13 protein-coding genes are annotated in these 16,380 nt (G+C 35.0%); 8 read left to right on the top strand and 5 right to left on the bottom strand.

All coding sequences use genetic code 11. From position 1 onward, the window contains the following. The first annotated feature begins 64 nt into the window (after positions 1–64). From SIB89_RS01595 to SIB89_RS01575, 5 genes are all read left to right on the top strand, one after another. Positions 65–4,999, top strand: coding sequence for a PQQ-dependent sugar dehydrogenase (locus SIB89_RS01595; protein ID WP_412560887.1), 4,935 nt, complete (start codon positions 65–67; stop codon positions 4,997–4,999). A gap of 156 nt (positions 5,000–5,155) precedes the next feature. Continuing rightward, on the top strand, positions 5,156–5,458 hold the full coding sequence (gene hpf, locus SIB89_RS01590) for a ribosome hibernation-promoting factor, HPF/YfiA family (protein ID WP_155087534.1): 303 nt from the start codon (positions 5,156–5,158) through the stop codon (positions 5,456–5,458). 3 nt (positions 5,459–5,461) lie between these two features. After that, on the top strand, positions 5,462–5,908 hold the full coding sequence (locus tag SIB89_RS01585) for a hypothetical protein (RefSeq protein ID WP_412560886.1): 447 nt from the start codon (positions 5,462–5,464) through the stop codon (positions 5,906–5,908). Positions 5,909–5,931: 23 nt separating this feature from the next. Further along, a complete protein-coding gene (locus SIB89_RS01580; protein WP_412560885.1) occupies positions 5,932–6,744 on the top strand; it encodes a DUF1853 family protein in 813 nt (270 codons plus the stop codon). Beyond that, complete coding sequence (locus tag SIB89_RS01575; RefSeq protein WP_412560884.1) at positions 6,741–7,301, top strand: pseudouridine synthase; 561 nt, start codon at positions 6,741–6,743, stop codon at positions 7,299–7,301. Before SIB89_RS01580 ends, SIB89_RS01575 begins: the two co-directional genes overlap by 4 nt. On the opposite strand, the gene SIB89_RS01570 is transcribed toward SIB89_RS01575, so the two are convergent. Both SIB89_RS01570 and SIB89_RS01565 read right to left on the bottom strand, forming a co-directional pair. Continuing rightward, the gene (locus tag SIB89_RS01570) at positions 7,291–7,998 is read right to left on the bottom strand and encodes a hypothetical protein (RefSeq protein WP_412560883.1); all 708 of its coding nucleotides are present in this window, start codon (positions 7,996–7,998) and stop codon (positions 7,291–7,293) included. The two genes, SIB89_RS01575 and SIB89_RS01570, sit on opposite strands and share 11 nt — an antisense overlap. Positions 7,999–8,147: 149 nt before the next feature. After that, positions 8,148–9,656 (bottom strand): DEAD/DEAH box helicase, encoded by a 1,509-nt coding sequence (locus SIB89_RS01565; protein WP_412560882.1) that lies wholly within the window; start codon positions 9,654–9,656, stop codon positions 8,148–8,150. Positions 9,657–9,795: 139 nt separating this feature from the next. On the opposite strand from SIB89_RS01565, the gene SIB89_RS01560 reads away from it, so the two are divergent. Then, positions 9,796–10,362: an ExbD/TolR family protein gene (locus SIB89_RS01560; RefSeq protein WP_412560881.1), complete on the top strand. Its 567-nt coding sequence runs from the start codon at positions 9,796–9,798 to the stop codon at positions 10,360–10,362. Here SIB89_RS01560 and SIB89_RS01555 read toward each other — a convergent pair. Then, positions 10,359–10,736 (bottom strand): 3D domain-containing protein, encoded by a 378-nt coding sequence (locus tag SIB89_RS01555; protein WP_412560880.1) that lies wholly within the window; start codon positions 10,734–10,736, stop codon positions 10,359–10,361. The genes SIB89_RS01560 and SIB89_RS01555 overlap by 4 nt on opposite strands. Positions 10,737–11,218: 482 nt before the next feature. On the opposite strand from SIB89_RS01555, the gene SIB89_RS01550 reads away from it, so the two are divergent. Further along, the gene (locus SIB89_RS01550; RefSeq protein WP_412560879.1) at positions 11,219–12,517 is read left to right on the top strand and encodes a dipeptidase; all 1,299 of its coding nucleotides are present in this window, start codon (positions 11,219–11,221) and stop codon (positions 12,515–12,517) included. Between the two features lie 70 nt (positions 12,518–12,587). On the opposite strand, the gene SIB89_RS01545 is transcribed toward SIB89_RS01550, so the two are convergent. Together SIB89_RS01545 and SIB89_RS01540 are read right to left on the bottom strand one after the other, a co-directional pair. Then, on the bottom strand, positions 12,588–13,067 hold the full coding sequence (locus SIB89_RS01545; RefSeq protein WP_412560878.1) for an Hsp20/alpha crystallin family protein: 480 nt from the start codon (positions 13,065–13,067) through the stop codon (positions 12,588–12,590). Between the two features lie 142 nt (positions 13,068–13,209). After that, positions 13,210–15,210, bottom strand: a complete 2,001-nt coding sequence (locus SIB89_RS01540; RefSeq protein WP_412560877.1) for a thiamine pyrophosphate-dependent enzyme — start codon at positions 15,208–15,210, stop codon at positions 13,210–13,212. 147 nt (positions 15,211–15,357) lie between these two features. Between SIB89_RS01540 and SIB89_RS01535 the strand changes: the two genes are divergently transcribed. Further along, positions 15,358–16,308, top strand: coding sequence for an isopenicillin N synthase family dioxygenase (locus SIB89_RS01535; protein ID WP_155087544.1), 951 nt, complete (start codon positions 15,358–15,360; stop codon positions 16,306–16,308). Positions 16,309–16,380: the final 72 nt, after the last annotated feature.

The following is a 16,380-nucleotide window of genomic DNA, read 5'->3' as shown; positions in this document are numbered from 1 at the left end:
CGATTTGTTTGATTAGTTATTCATAATAAGATTACTTTAGTACTGCTATTAATTAATACATCTAATGAATTACTTTTCCAAAAAACCTATTGGAGTTATAAGCTTTTTTATAAAACCCAAATCAAAACGATTAAAATTAACTTTTGTAATCTTTTTTTCTCTTTTGCTGTTTGGTTACCTGCCTTATTTTACTGGCTCAGGTTTATCATCAGCAAAAACTATTGCGCCATACTCTAATGGAGTGTTTCCGCAAGCAATAGATACAGACTTAGATGCAACCTATAGAGTTGCATTTCCCAACCTTACGTTTTTCTACCCAATAACCTTTAGAATGGTCCCTAATCAAGACAAAATTGTATTAGGACAACTTAATGGTATCATATATTGGTTTGAGAATGATGAAAGCACAATGAACAAAAATCTGTTGCTCGATCTTTCTGCTGAAGTTGGTTTAGTGTCAGATGGTGGATTTTTAGGGTTGACCATACATCCAGATTTTGATGCGGCTGTAAATCCTCAAAACTATTTTTATATCTATTATGCAACTAAGAATGGAAGTGGTCAGGATTCCCCACCTTTTGGTGGATACACCAGTCAAGGCTGTTCTTATAGCGATAATGAATATGAAGGCAACTATTTAATTCTAGAACGATTCGAAGTAAATCCTACTACGATGACTTTTGTCAATAACTCCAGAACCACACTATTAAAAAACAGAATGTACGGTACTACACACTATGGTGGCGGCATGGATTTTGGTGATGACGGATTCCTATATCTCACTACTGGTGATATGGCTTCATGGAAAAGATCCCAGGATATTATAAATAATCTCGCTGGTGGAGTTTTGAGACTAGATGTAGATAAAGACCCAACAAAAAGTCACCCACCAATAAGAACCAAGCCTAACGATGCTGGTTACCCTGGTGAAATAACTGGTGTTGAATATTGGATACCAAATACCAATCCTTTCTCTGATACTTCACCTGGTTCTACAAGCAATATATATGGGCAACCTAATTTAACGACTTCAAACCCAAGTGATGTTTATGCACCTGGTGATTTCTTTGAAGAGTACTATAGTATTGGCCTAAGAAATCCTTTTAGGATGACAAAAGATAGTCAAACTGGTACTTTTTATATTGGCGATGTAGGTTTAAATAATCGTGAAGAAATAAATGTACTTGGTGTAAACTCAAATTTTGGATGGCCACTCTATGAAGGTGATATTACTGGGCCTGGCTGTTATTCAGACCTGTTCAATGGAATGGATCATCAAGGACCATTGGTTGATTTTGGGCATGATATAGTAAACTCAATAACTGGCGGATATGTTTACAGAGGAACTGGCATCCCTGAATTATTTGGAAAATATATTTGTGCTGATTACGGAGGAGGTGATGAAATATTTTCTGTAGATGTAGGTTCTGGTGATTATGAGCAAATTGGAACATTCTTACCCGAAGATATTATTTCTTTTGGTGAAGATGACGAAGGTGAACTTTTTATATTAAGACTAGGCTTTGCCACAAATATCTATAAACTGATTCATGATGATTTAGATTATGGCCCACCGCCACAAACACTTTCGCAAACAGGTATTTTTTCTGATTTAGCAACACTAGATGTCATTGATGGTTATGTGCCTTACGAACTCTATGAATCTTTCTGGTCTGACGGAGCTTTAAAAAAACGATGGATTGCTGTTCCTAATAATGACGGAATACATAGTGGGCCTAACGAACAAATCAAGTATTCTGAATATAGTGACTGGGAATTCCCACCAGGTACTGTTATAGTTAAGCATTTCGATTTACAAATAGATGATAACGATCCTTCAGTTACGAGGAAAATTGAAACAAGGGTGTCTGTTGTTGATGAAGTTGGTGAACTATACTTTTTAACTTACAATTGGAATGAAGAGGAAACCGAAGCTTATCTACAAGCCTCAAGCTTAGATGAGCCTGTTGACATTGCAACTACTACTGGAGGAACAAGAACACAAACTTGGCATTTTCCTTCAAACTCAGACTGCATCAATTGTCATAATCATGCGAATAACGGTGTACTTGGTCTAAAATCAAGATACTTAAATACCGATTATACTTATGATGAAACCGGTCTTACCGCAAATCAATTGGTAACATTGAGTCATATAGGTGTTATTGATGAATCCATTGTAGATTCTGACACACCAAATATTTTCACAAACAAATCCCTACAAGATTCAAACGCTACTTTAGATGAGAAAGCAAGGTCTTATATGGACTTAAACTGTGCCTATTGCCATAGACGCGATAACAGTATTAGAACAAATTTCGATCTAAGATCTTTTAATAATCTCGAGTCTACTGAGTTATTAACAAGTGGTATTTTAACGCCCTTAGGTATAGATCCTAACGAAGAAATAGTATTTCCTGGTGATGCCTCTAAATCTATATTACATCACAGAATGAATAGTGTAGATGTGGCCGTAATGATGCCACCAATATCAAAAACTATTATAGACCAACCAGCCGTAGATCTTATAGAGCAATGGATTAACCAGCTTGATGGCGACAGCATGGATACAGTTAATAATCCAAATCCCTTAATTAATTTAGCACTACTGCCTTCTGCAGAGTTAAGTGGATATGTTGCTCCCGGTGAAGACCGAGGCACACCGTTGGATATCCTTTACGATCCACTGGCTATGGAATACAAAGTTACCTCAAGTTTTGCTGAATATGGAATTCCATATAATGGGTCAGGTAATAATTTAGGAACAGTAGATGCTGAAAATGGATTTTATTGGCAGGTTGACTGGCCAGAGCCAAAATTTGTGAATTACATAACATTTGGCGGTTCTTATACAAATCAACCACAACCCTATACTATGTGGAGAGTAAGTTACTTGAGAGATGGTGATTGGATTACAATTGAAGAAGGTCAAGGAGGTTGGATAAATAATGATACTGGTCAGAATTTCATCAACACAGCTATTTATGAATGGGGAGATGAAAACCAAATCCCAATATATGCTGAAGCAATACGGCTACAATTATATAGTGATGGAATTCATGATTTATATCGTATTCACTTAAGAGGAAGAGGTGGCAGTACACAGTCAAGTGATGATGCAGACATAAACACAGAACCAAAAGCATCCTTGATTCAATTTAAACCGTTTAATAACCCTACTTCAATAGATAATATAGTCGTTGGTCAACAAACACCTTGTGATGCCGCTGATAATTCATATTCGCAAGAATTAATCGTAACCTATACCAATCCACCGGCAACAGGGTCTTTAATTGTAAATGGTCAATCTTTTCCAATAACTGCAAGTCCACAGGCTATAACATTGACAGGGTTGGATTCTGATAGCAATGGTGTAGAGGTTACGGCAGAATTCACGGATGGTTATAACACACTTTATAGAAGTAATAGTGTATTGTTTACAGCTCCTGATGATTGCAGTAATCTAATTGTAGGTGTTGATGAAAGTATGACTATCAATGGTGATTATACCGTCTCTTCTACAGGAAGCATTCAGATTTTAGAAGGTGGCAGTTTAACAGTTAATGGAAATTTAACTATCGACGGAGATGTGACTTTAAATTCTATATCTACCAAATATTCTAGTTTAATAGTTACAGGAACAACAACTGGAACTATCAATTATAAGAGATATGTCAATGCCTTTAACGGATCCACAGGAAACGATTTAATATCGCCTCCATTAAAAAATGAAAACTTTGGTAATTTCGCTGCGGACAATCCAAATATTTTTGAAAACCCAAGCGATCCTGACCAAAAGTTATATGGTCCATTTAATGAAGCAGCTGGTAATTATGAGATATATTCAGTTTCGGTCAATTCTGGTACAGATCTAACATCTGGTGTTGGTTATAGAGCAGCAAGGGATAGTTCATGGGATGGAACTTATGGTAATACGTTCACCTTTACTGGAGAAATAGAAACAGGAATTGTCAATGTTCCTATAACAGCATCTGGAGCTTCATTTGACGGCTGGAATTTAGTTGGAAACCCATATCCTTCGTATATAGATTTTGATACCTTCTTTGCACTTAATGGTGATGAATTGGATGTCGCTTCGTATAAAGCTATTTATGGATATGACGGTAATGCATCAGATGGTTGGACCATATTAAATAATGCTACCACAGGTAATTTGATAGCTCCAGGACAAGGATTCTTTATAAAAAGTAAATCTGGTGGAGGCACAATAACTTTTACACCTGAAATGAGAACGTCTGGAAATACTGACGATTTTATACAAGGACGAGAGTCTTCATCCGCTCATCATGGTTATTTAAGGTTAACAGCAAATTTTAATACATCATCACATTACAGTACAGATTTCTATTTTAATGACAATGCTTCCCTTGGGCTAGATCCAGGTTATGATGCGTCATTCTTTAATAATAGTGTACCTGCATTGTCAATTTACTCTCATTTGGTTGAAGGAGATTCGGGTGTTGCTCTAGCAATACAGGCATTAGAAAGTAATGCAATAAATGATGTTACTATTCCACTTGGTTTAAACGCTAGTCAGGGACAGAATATAACCATTAATATAGGAGAAACTGATTTAGACCCTTCCATCAGTGTATATTTAGAAGACACCGTTAATGACACATATACTTTGTTAAATGACAGTAGTTATAGTTTCACTACAGATACAGCTTTAAATGGTATTGGTAGGTTTTATCTAAGGTTTGAAGGAGACGCTTTAAATATTAATGAGACTCATCTAGATGCTTTAAAGATATTCACCAATCAGAATGATAGAAGCATTGTTATTAATGGACTGTTAGAGCCAAAAACTGATTTTAGACTGTATGATATTAATGGTCGTATGATATTAAATAACTCTTTAAATTCTGCAAGTACTAAGCAAGTGATTAATGTAGAACATCTAACAAGTGGAGTATATATTATTGAAATTACATCAAATAAAAACAGAAAAAGAGTACAGAAACTGGTTGTTAACTAATGTAATAGAATATTTTGATTTCAAAAAGCACGACACTATGGTCGTGCTTTTCTATTTGGTATCACTTAAGATTCATATAAGTTAATCATCTTTTTAAATAAGCTAAAAGCATTTTATTTAAATATTTAAATTTGAGTAAACCTCAAAAAAGATAAAATGGAAATTATTTATGAATATCATGATGTAGAGTCTAGTGATAGATTAGAAGCATTTACAAAGGAAAAATTGGACGTCATTAAAGAACGATATGATTTTGTAATTAGAGCAGATGTATTTTTTAGAACAGAAAACACAAGCAGTGATGAAACCGGAAAAAAATGCAGTATAAGGCTAAGCGCACCAGGTCCTCGCCTATTTGCAGAATCATCTCATGACAATTTTACTGATGCCATATCAGAAACTGTAGATGAACTCATTAGACAATTGAAAAAGAGAAAAGAAAAAATGAAAACCTATTAAATTATGGGAGTAATAAGTAGAGATAAAAATCAAATTAATTGCATTTATGCTAGTGTATCTGACTTTGGTAAACAAATACCAGGTTATCTAAAGTCTAGCGATAAAGACATACTTCTTAAGGATATTTCTAAAACAATGCCAAGCACTACGCAGTGGCATGAATTGATAGAGAATGCCAGTATTGATGCAAAAGATATTGTAGATTTTTCGCAAGTTGAAAATATATCAGAACAGTCGGATCTAGATCAATCTGGCTACGTTAATGTTATAGAAAACAACCCAAAAGCACTTAGTGGTGCCTTTATAGTTAATGGAGACAAAACTAGTTACATGAAAACCGTAACAGAAGTCCTAAAACATTTTGATGTAGATAGTGCAGGATTGGAAAAAACCTTCCATACAGAAGATCCTACAATTAGTAAAACAACAGATGACGATAAATTCGTTTGATTTAATATTATATTTAGCGCATAATGAAACAAGAAGCATTATTGCGTTATCAAGGATTTAGCAAGACTCCTCTCCTTTGGAAAGAGTCTTTTCCTTTTCCATATAAGCAACTAGACTTTAACTTAGAGCGTACCACTATTGGAGAATCTCTATTTAAAGAAAATATACGTTTAGGTAAACTGGTAGAGGAATTTACTTTTGCCCAGTTAAAACAGCACACTAATGTCAATTGGATTGCCGAGAACATTCAAATACAAAAAGGTAAGGCAACTATTGGAGAAATAGACGCCTTGTTTCATTTTAACAACCAACCCATACATTTAGAAATTGCCTACAAATTTTATCTGTATGATACATTGAGTGATTATGATAAATCGCTCTCCTATTGGATTGGTCCAAACCGAAAAGATTCACTAGTTTATAAATTGAACAAGTTAGAGAATAAACAATTTCCATTGCTCTATAACCCAAATACAAAAGCTTATATAGAGGATTATGGGCTTAAGGTTGATGACCTTAATCAACTAATCTATTTTAAAGCACAGCTCTTTTTACCATACAATAAAAGAAGCATTCCTATAAAACCACTGAATACTAATTGCGTTAATGGATATTATTTTCCATACAACACATTAAGAAGTTTTTCAAGATTAACATTTTATATTCCTGAAAAGTTGGATTGGTTAGTTGTTCCTCATAACGATGTGGATTGGGTGAATTACGAACAAGCTCAAATAGAAATTGAACAACACATCAACCAAAAGCGTTCTCCGATGGTTTGGATACGACATAACAAAGATGAAATCCATAAATGTTTTATAACTTGGTGGTATTGAAACATAGTTACTTCAAAATATATAAACCTTATGGCTATTTAAGCCAATTTGTAAACAATCAGAACAAAAGAAGAAATAAAAAGCTACTGAACGAACTGCATGAGTTTCCCGAAGGTATTATGGCTGTTGGCAGATTAGACGAAAAATCGGAAGGCTTATTGCTGCTTACCACAGATGGTAAATTCAGCAACCATATCACAAGCTCTAAAATTGAAAAAGAATACCACGTTCTGGTTGATGGTATAATCACTCAAAACACTATTGACAAGTTAACAAAAGGCGTAGAAATTTCAGTGAATGGAAAACCGTATCTCACAAAAAATTGCAAAGCCAAATTATTGAATGACACCTCACATATCGTTGAGCGTTTTGTTAGAGACAGTAAACATGGACCAACCTCTTGGTTGAGTATTACGTTGACAGAAGGAAAGTTTAGACAGGTCAGAAAAATGACGGCAAAATTGGACTTTCCAACGCTTCGTTTGGTACGAGCACGAATTGGTGATTATAAATTAGACACTATGAAACCAGCCGAAGTTATAAAGATTAGTTGTTAGAAGCTTGGTCTCCACTACTCTTGTCCTCCTCAGAAGTTTTTTCTTCAATAGTTACTTTTTCGTTGTGAAAAACAATAATGGCCTTAACGCCTGTGAGTAAGTTCCATTCTTTAGAAGAAATAACTTTTCCTTTATCATCATAAACAATAAATTCAGCAGTGTTAGGACCCGATTCTCCTTGGTTTAAAGCTTCAATTTCAATAGTGTTTTTACCTTCAGATAAATTAACCTCTACGCGTCTATAATCACTTCTTAGCAATAAATTGTTTTGAACAATGTAGCCATTAATATATATTCTTACACGGTCACCATCAGGATATTCGTGATCTCTACAAACAATATTCACAAATTTGGTATCTACGCGGTGCTCACCAAGAAACTGATCAGACATAGTTTTTATGACGCCACCCTTTTCTAAGTCCTTACTCCATCGCTTTTCAAAAATCTCACCTGGATCCTTCAGACCATCTTGTTCGGTCATTGAAAACGGTTTTTCAGACTCCTTGAATATGAATTTCTTTTTTTCTTCAGACTCACCACTAGACTTGTCTTCTTCCTTATCGAGCTTTGGAGCTACCTTTATCTTAACTGGTATGGAATCTTTCTTTATCTTAGAAGGTTCAGCCGGAATACGAATAGATTTGTTTTCCTTATCCTTAACTTCTTTTTCCTTTTCCTTTTCTTGAGAAAAAGCCATACTGCCGCATAATATGCAGAAAAATAGTAATATGAGTTTAATAGGTCTCATTTGTATATTAGACGAGTTTATGTTTGTAAACTTGTGGTACAAAAACCATACCTACTTCAAAATAAACGTATAAAACTGTAATTCCTTACAAAAAAACGTTAAAACTTACCGTTGAAACTTATACGGAGTTTACGGTTATACTCCTCAAACAACCAATCTTTATAATTCTGAGTACTGTTCATTATACAGTAACAGTATTGCTTTATACGGTAGGCTATTTCATCCTGGAGATGTTTGGTTAAATCTCGAGCATCAAAGACATCTTCACTGTTTTCAATACATATTTTTGAGTGCTGCTCAATAGACCGTTCTATAACCGTAAAGGATTTTTTACCTGAACCTATGACCTCTTTATATTCAGCTTTCACATCAAAATCCAGGGATTCTGAGTTTTTAAACTTCTCTTTTAGACTGTCTGGCATTACGTAAACAAAATCACGCTCTAGGTCTTCATCATCAACAATATTCTCTAAATATAAATCAGGATATTTAAAAATATGTTTCCAATCCACGGGTTGGCTCCAAGGTCCAAAACGTGCTATGTTATTTCCTAAATCTATAACCTGAAACGTCGTTCTGTCCTTATAAATTCTACTTCCACGACCAATCATTTGAAAATACAAGGTCAATGAACGTGTCGCTCTATTTAGGATAATGGACTCAACAGAAGGCTCATCAAAACCTGTGGTTAAAATACTAACGGAAGTCAACACAGCATCAGGTGTATGCTTAAACCATTTTAAAATATCTTTTCGCTCTTGCTTACCAGCTGTGTTATCTAAATGGCGAACATTATATCCCGCTTTTTTAAACGTGTAGTAAACTTCCTTAGAAGTGTAAATACCATTGTTAAAGATTAAGGTTTTCTTTCCTTTGGCCAATTCCTCATAAGCCGCAAGTAGTTTGGTCTGCATTAAACTATTGGTGTATAATGCCTCGGAAGATTTTACGGTATAATCACCATTAATGCCAATCTTTAATGTGGTTAAGCCCACATCGTAATGATAAACATCTGCATTCGCCAAAAACCCGTTTTTTATTAATGTAGAAATATCGTCACCAACAATTAGCTTATCGTAATTGTCTTTCATTGGTAACTTTATATTACTACTCAGAGGTGTAGCTGTAACTCCAAGAATAAAACAGTTTTCAAAGAACTTAAATAGTTTTCTGAATGAATTGTAATGGGCTTCATCAATAATAACTAAACCTACATTCTTTAATTCAAAATCCTTGTCTGAAAGTCGATTGTTTAAGGTCTCGACCATGGCGACGAAGCATTGGTACTCGTCTTGGTCTGGTAAGGTCTTAACCTTGCTGTTAATCACTTTATTCTTAACCTTGAAACCAGAAAGCACATTAGAAGTTTGTTTGCACAGTTCAATTCTATGGGTAAGAATGACCACCTTCTTTTTATGCGTCTCTATATAACGTCTAACGATTTCAGAAAAAATAACGGTCTTACCACCACCGGTTGGTAATTGGTAGAGTAGATTAAAATCGTCAGACTCTTCTTCCATCACATCAAAAATGCGATTGAGGTCTTTGATTTGGTAATCGTAAAGTCGCTTTTCTGTTATAGTTTCGTTTATCGCTTCTGTTGACATATAATTTTTTCCCTCCAAGGTTAATTTTGCAAAAATAGCATATTGTAAGGGTTTTTGGAATGAATTGTTAATAACCTTTAACAAGATTGGTACTGTTATTGTGCTTAAGAAAATATTAACATTTTAAATATTTTATATTATGAAATCATTTCGAAGACATTCTGCGACGGTCAACGCAGGATCCATGGCAGACATTGCCTTTTTGTTACTCATTTTCTTTTTGGTAACCACGACCATCTCAGCAGACAAGGGCATTTTAAGACAATTGCCACCAGATGACTGCCCAACGGGTAACTGCTCTGATGTTATCCGCGAGAGAAATTTGCTAAGGATTAATTTAAATTCTAGTCAAGAAATTTTTATTGAAGATGAAGTTGTAAAGCTTGAAGATATTCAAGAATTGGTAAAAACATTTGTAGATAACAATGGTTTATCAAATTGTGATTATTGTAAAGGAGACAAATTAGCGGAATCGTCAGAACATCCGACTGAAGCTGTAATTTCCTTGAGTCATGATGCCTTAACAAAGTACCATTTGTTCATCTCCGTACAAGACGAAATAAGCAAAGCTTTTTACGATTTAAGAAAGCGGTACATTAAGGAAACGTTCAATAAAACACCTGAGCAGATTACCGATGCAGAATTCAAAATGGTGAAAAAAGCCTATCCGTTTATTGTTTCTGAAGTGATGGTAAAACGCGATTAATGGATTGAATCTTGTATGGGAATGCAATATTCTATGTTTACCTTTCTTTTGCCCCAATTTCTTGCTTTTTTTACATCCACTCCCATATAAATATCGATGCGTTTTCGCCAACGTCTGTTCATTTTATCTTTTACAAGAAACAAACTATCGAAGCCTTCAATTTTTACAACGGTGTTATGCACCAGACCAGAATCCAATAAATCTCTAGACACAGCAATATATCTAAGACCTGGCTTAAGGCTGTCACCAAATGCGGTAATATTAGGATTAGAATTGGTTTGGTATGCCAAGGAATTATATGCAGTCGCCGTAACTTCAAACGAATTAAAAACGCACTTCTCCTCTACTTCGTTTTTACAACAAACTAAAAACATAATTAATAGTAAAGGGTACAATCGCTTTCCCATTCAATAAATATACGCTTTATAGTTAAAATTTGTTAAATCATTACCTTGTTATGCAAAGTACTGTAACATTTTAATTTACGGGTCGTCTATTAAGTACAAAACAATTAAAATCAAATCAATTAAAAAACGAGAAATCATGAGAACTTTAAACAGCAATCAATTATCAAGTACATCAACGGAAACTAAAAGTTTCAATTGGAACAGTAAAAGACGTTATAGATAATAGCGTAATTCATAAATCAGCGCTGAATTTGTTTCAGCATCTAAATCAAATCAATTATGAGAAGTTTATCTAAAATTGTCAATACATCTAACAGTTTAGATGATGACTTAGAAACCATTAAATTATGAATTGGATTAATCGCCCAATTGAGTTTAAATAAAGAAACCAATACAGTAAATGTGTTGGTTTCTTTGTTTTTGGCTATTTTTATTGAAAACTAACTCACATGAAAACCAAACTACTCCCTTTTATTTTTTTACTATCAATTTGCTTTACCAACTGCAAGTCTGAAGTCTCAGAAAAAGAGCAACTCATTGCCAATGCTAAAGAGATACATGAACGTGTGATAACACTAGATACACACTGCGATATCAACGTAAAAAACTTCACTGATTCCTTAAACTATTCCCAACGATTAGATAATCAGGTAAATCTCCCAAAGATGAAAGAAGGTGGATTGGATGTCGCTTGGTTTATTGTTTATACTGGTCAAAATTCTCTTACCAAAGCTGGTTTTGAAAAAGCTTATAATAACGCCATGTCTAAATTTAATGCGATTCACAAACTCGTTGATGAGATTGCGCCCAATGAAATTGAATTGGCCTTGACTTCTGATGATGTTAGGCGTATTAATGCCAAAGGTAAAAAAGTAGTCATGATTGGTATTGAAAACGGCTACCCTGTTGGTTTAGACATTAATAACGTTGAAAAATTCTATAATCTTGGTGCACGTTATATGTCCTTGTCCCATAATGGTCATAGCCAACTTTGTGACAGCAACACTGGTGAAAAGGATGATGAATGGTTGCACAACGGGCTAAGCGATATGGGAAAAAGAGTCGTGGCAGAAATGAATCGTTTGGGTATGATGATAGATGTATCGCATCCTTCAAAAGAGGCGATGCGACAAATGGTGGAAATAAGTAAAGCTCCAATAATTGCCTCCCACTCTTCCGCGAGAGCATTGTGCAATCACAGCAGAAACTTGGATGATGAGCAATTGGGCTGGTTAAAAGAAAATGGTGGAGTTGTACAAACAGTAGCTTTTAAATCTTACCTCAATACCGAAAAGTATGAAACGCGTAATGAAGCCTTAAAAGCAGTTGAAGCGAAAGTAATGGATTCTTTAGGCACACCAATGATAGAACGTAGCGAAGCAAGAAAATTACCTGAAGCTGAGCGAGAGGCTTACTACAATAATTATGTAACCATGAGAAGTATTGTAAGAGAGAAAGCTAAATCCATGCCTGACTTACCTCCTGCAGTTGATGTTGGAGATTTTGTAGATCACATTGATTATTTAGTAGAGAAAATCGGGATTGACCATGTAGGTATCAGTAGTGATTTTGATGGTGGTGGTGGCATTGAAGGTTGGAGCGATGCTTCAGAAACCTTTAATGTAACTTTAGAACTGGTAAAACGTGGTTATACAGAAGACCAAATAGAACAATTGTGGAGTGGTAATCTATTACGTGTTTTGAATGAGTGTGAGGCTGTGGCTAAAAAAATTCAAGCAATAGAATAACTTATTTCAGTACTTTAAAAAACAAAAGCCAGCGTTTGCTGGCTTATTTTATTAACAGTAATCTCAAAAATTAAGAAATCTTTATTTGTTTTAAAGGTTTCTTTTTGGCTTCTTCTCGTTTTGGTAACATTACCTTTAAAATACCTTCTTCGTATTTGGCTTCAATCTTATCTGTTTCAACAGTTTCAGGCAATGAGAATGTACGCTTAAATGATGAGTAACCAAATTCACGTCTCGTGTAGTTTTCATTGGTATCCTCTTTTTCTGTATTTGACTCAGCAGAAATGGATAATAATTGGTTGTCTATGTTGACATCAAAATCAGACTTTTTTAAGCCTGGAACAGCCATTTCCACAATATATTCGTCATCATTATCTAATACATTAACCGCTGGTAATGTAATACCAGTATTAAAATTTGAAACAAATTCGTTCCCAAAACTTTTGTTGAAAATATCATCCATCCAAGATGATAAACTCGGTAACGATCTAAAACCTAAACTTGTATTTGAGTCACTACCGTTGTTAGAAGTTTTAACTAAATTACTCATAAGTTTTAAAATTTTAAATTAAACATTTATTTCACTCTATTAAATGCAAAATAAATGCCATTCAAAAAAGACTGAAAAAATTTCATAAAAACTGACATTTTTTCAGTTAACTTACTTGTTAACAGATGTATATGGTGAATTTCTAATAACTCAATAAATCCCTTAAAGCACTTTCAAACTTGCCCTTTGCTAAGTACTGATCCTCCAACTGCCCAATAAAAGGAATTGGCGTTTCCATACTCGCTACACGTTTTACAGGTGCATCTAGGTGTTCAAAACACTCTTCCATAAGCATGGCAGAAATATCACTGGCAATACCGCCAAATAAGGAGTCTTCTTGCAGTATAATGGCTTTGCCTGTCTTTTTTACGGAATTTATTATAGCTTCCTTATCCAAAGGTTGTAATGTTCTTAAATCGATTAAATCCGCAGAGATATCAGAATTATTTTCTAAAACTTCTAAAGCCCAATGTACACTAGCGCCATAAGTTATAATAGAAACGGATTCTCCTTCCGTTAATAATGCTGCTTGTCCAAATGGCAAAGTGAAGTAATCCGTTGGTACATCTTGCCTTATACTTCTGTATAAAGCCTTGTGCTCAAAGAATAACACAGGATTTGGATCATTTATAGCCGTAGCCAACAACCCTTTGGCATCATAAGGAAATGCTGGATATACCACTTTTAAACCTGGCGTTTTGGTAAACCAAGCTTCGTTGGTTTGTGAATGAAACGGTCCTGCTGCTACTCCTGCTCCACATGGCATTCGTACAACAACATCCGCATTTTGTTCCCATCTATAATGTGATTTTGCCAAATAATTCACAATTGGGTTAAATCCAGAGGTTACAAAATCCGAAAATTGCATTTCAACAACTGATTTTATTCCAGCAATGGATAATCCCATACCGACTTCTACAATGGCAGATTCGCAAATGGGAGTATTGCGAACACGGTCTTTTCCAAACTGTTCAACAAAGCCTTCAGTAATCTTAAAAACACCACCATATTCGGCAATGTCCTGTCCCATAATGACCAAGTCTTTATGCTTTTCCATGGATTGCCTCAACCCTTCGGAAATAGCATCAATTAAACGTAATTCCTTTACATTTGAATTAGGTTTAATATCTTGATATTCAAATTTTTTATATACGTCATTTAATTCAATGGTTTCATTCGGAATAATGTTCTCTTCAGCATAAGCAGAGTCTAAGGCAGCATCTATTTCTACTTTAATTTCTGAAGTATATTGGTCTTCGATCTCAGCAGACAAAATCTTTTTACTGAATAGATAGCTTCTGAAATTTTCAATAGGATCTTTAGCTTCCCATTCGCTCATCAATTCTTGTGGAACATACTTTGTACCACTCGCCTCTTCATGTCCACGACGCCTAAAAGTTTTAAATTCAATTAAGATTGGTCTTGGTCGTTTTCTTATGCTTTCTGCTAATTTTTTAACCTTAGAATAGGTTTCAATAATATTATTGCCATCCAGAATGAAAGAATCCATACCATATCCTTTACCTCTATCGGCTAAATGCTTACAGTGGTATTGTTCGTTTGTTGGTGTAGAAAGTCCATAACCATTGTTCTCAATGCAGAAAATGACTGGTAATTGCCAGACTGATGCTACGTTCAACGCTTCATGAAAATCCCCTTCACTTGTACCTCCTTCTCCAGTAAATACAGCTGTTACTTGTCCATTTTTCTTTAAAAGATTTGCTAAAGCTATGCCATCTGCAACACCAAGTTGAGGACCTAAATGCGAAATCATTCCAACGATATTATAGTCTTGCGTCCCAAAATGGAACGATCGATCCCTCCCCTTGGTAAAGCCACTCGCCTTGCCTTGCCACTGGCAAAACAAACGATGCAACGGAATCTCACGTGTTGTAAAAACACCAAGATTTCTGTGCATCGGTAAAATGTACTCGCTGGGTTTTAAAGCCATGGTTACACCTACAGAAATCGCCTCTTGCCCAATACCCGAAAACCATTTGGAAATTTTCCCCTGACGCAATAGGATCAACATTTTTTCCTCTATTAATCGAGGTTTAAGCATATTGTAATAAAGCTTCAAGAGTGCTTTATCGCTCAAATTACGTTTATCGTAGTCTATATTGCTTTTGGTTATTGTGGGCATAATTGTTAGTTCAAGTATTGCATCAAATGTAAATAAAATGCGTCAAAATTGCTGTATTAGTATTTAATTTCTGAATATTTCATTTCTGATTTTTTGGTACTATTTTCCTTACCTTTGTATATTGACGAAAATTAAAACCACATAGCAATGGACAGAATACCTAGCGTAGATTTAAAAGACTTCTTGTCTGAAGACCCAAATAGAAAACAAAAATTTATAGATGAAATTGGCAAAGCCTATCAAGATATTGGCTTTGTAGCATTAAAAGGTCATTTTTTGGATGACGAATTGGTGGATAGATTATATGGAGAAGTTAAGAACTTTTTCGACTTGCCATTAGAGGTAAAAGAAAGCTATGAAATACCAGGCATTGGTGGTCAACGTGGCTATGTGTCGTTTGGTAAGGAAAGTGCTAAGGGTAAAAAGGAAGGTGACTTAAAGGAATTCTGGCATTTTGGACAATATGTAGAAGATGACGAAGAACGCAGAAAAGAATATCCGGAAAATGTTGAAGTAAAAGAACTTCCAGAATTTAATAAAGTAGGTAAGGAAGCTTACCAGATGCTTGAGAAAACTGCAAAATATGTGTTGCGTGCATTGGCCCTACATTTAGATTTAGAGGAAACTTATTTTGATAACTATATCCATAACGGCAACTCTATCCTAAGACCAATTCATTATCCGCCAATTACACAAGAACCTAAAAATGCGGTAAGAGCTGCTGCGCATGGAGACATTAATTTAATTACCCTTTTAATGGGTGCCCAAGGACGCGGACTGCAAGTACAACGTCATGATGGTGAATGGTTAGATGCTATCGCAGAGCCTGATGAATTAATGATCAATGTTGGAGATATGCTATCTAGGCACACTAACAATAAGTTAAAATCTACAATACACAGAGTGGTTAACCCACCTAGAGAGCTTTGGGGAACTTCGAGATACTCCATTCCTTTCTTTATGCATCCAATAAGCGAAATGAAATTGGATGTTTTAGATAGTTGCATCGATGAAGACAATCCTAAACAATTTGAAGATATCACGGCTGGCGAATTCTTAAATCAACGTTTGGTTGAGCTTGGACTGATAAAGAAGTAAGCAGTATATAGTGTAAAGTAAAATAGTCCATAGGATTTTTTTGACTTTACACTTTACACTTAGTAACTCGAC

Source organism: Winogradskyella sp. MIT101101 (genome assembly GCF_047126865.1).
GTDB lineage: Bacteria > Bacteroidota > Bacteroidia > Flavobacteriales > Flavobacteriaceae > Winogradskyella > Winogradskyella ouciana.
Note: the sequence above shows the minus strand (reverse complement) of the source record. Positions and strands in the feature narration are given on the sequence as shown.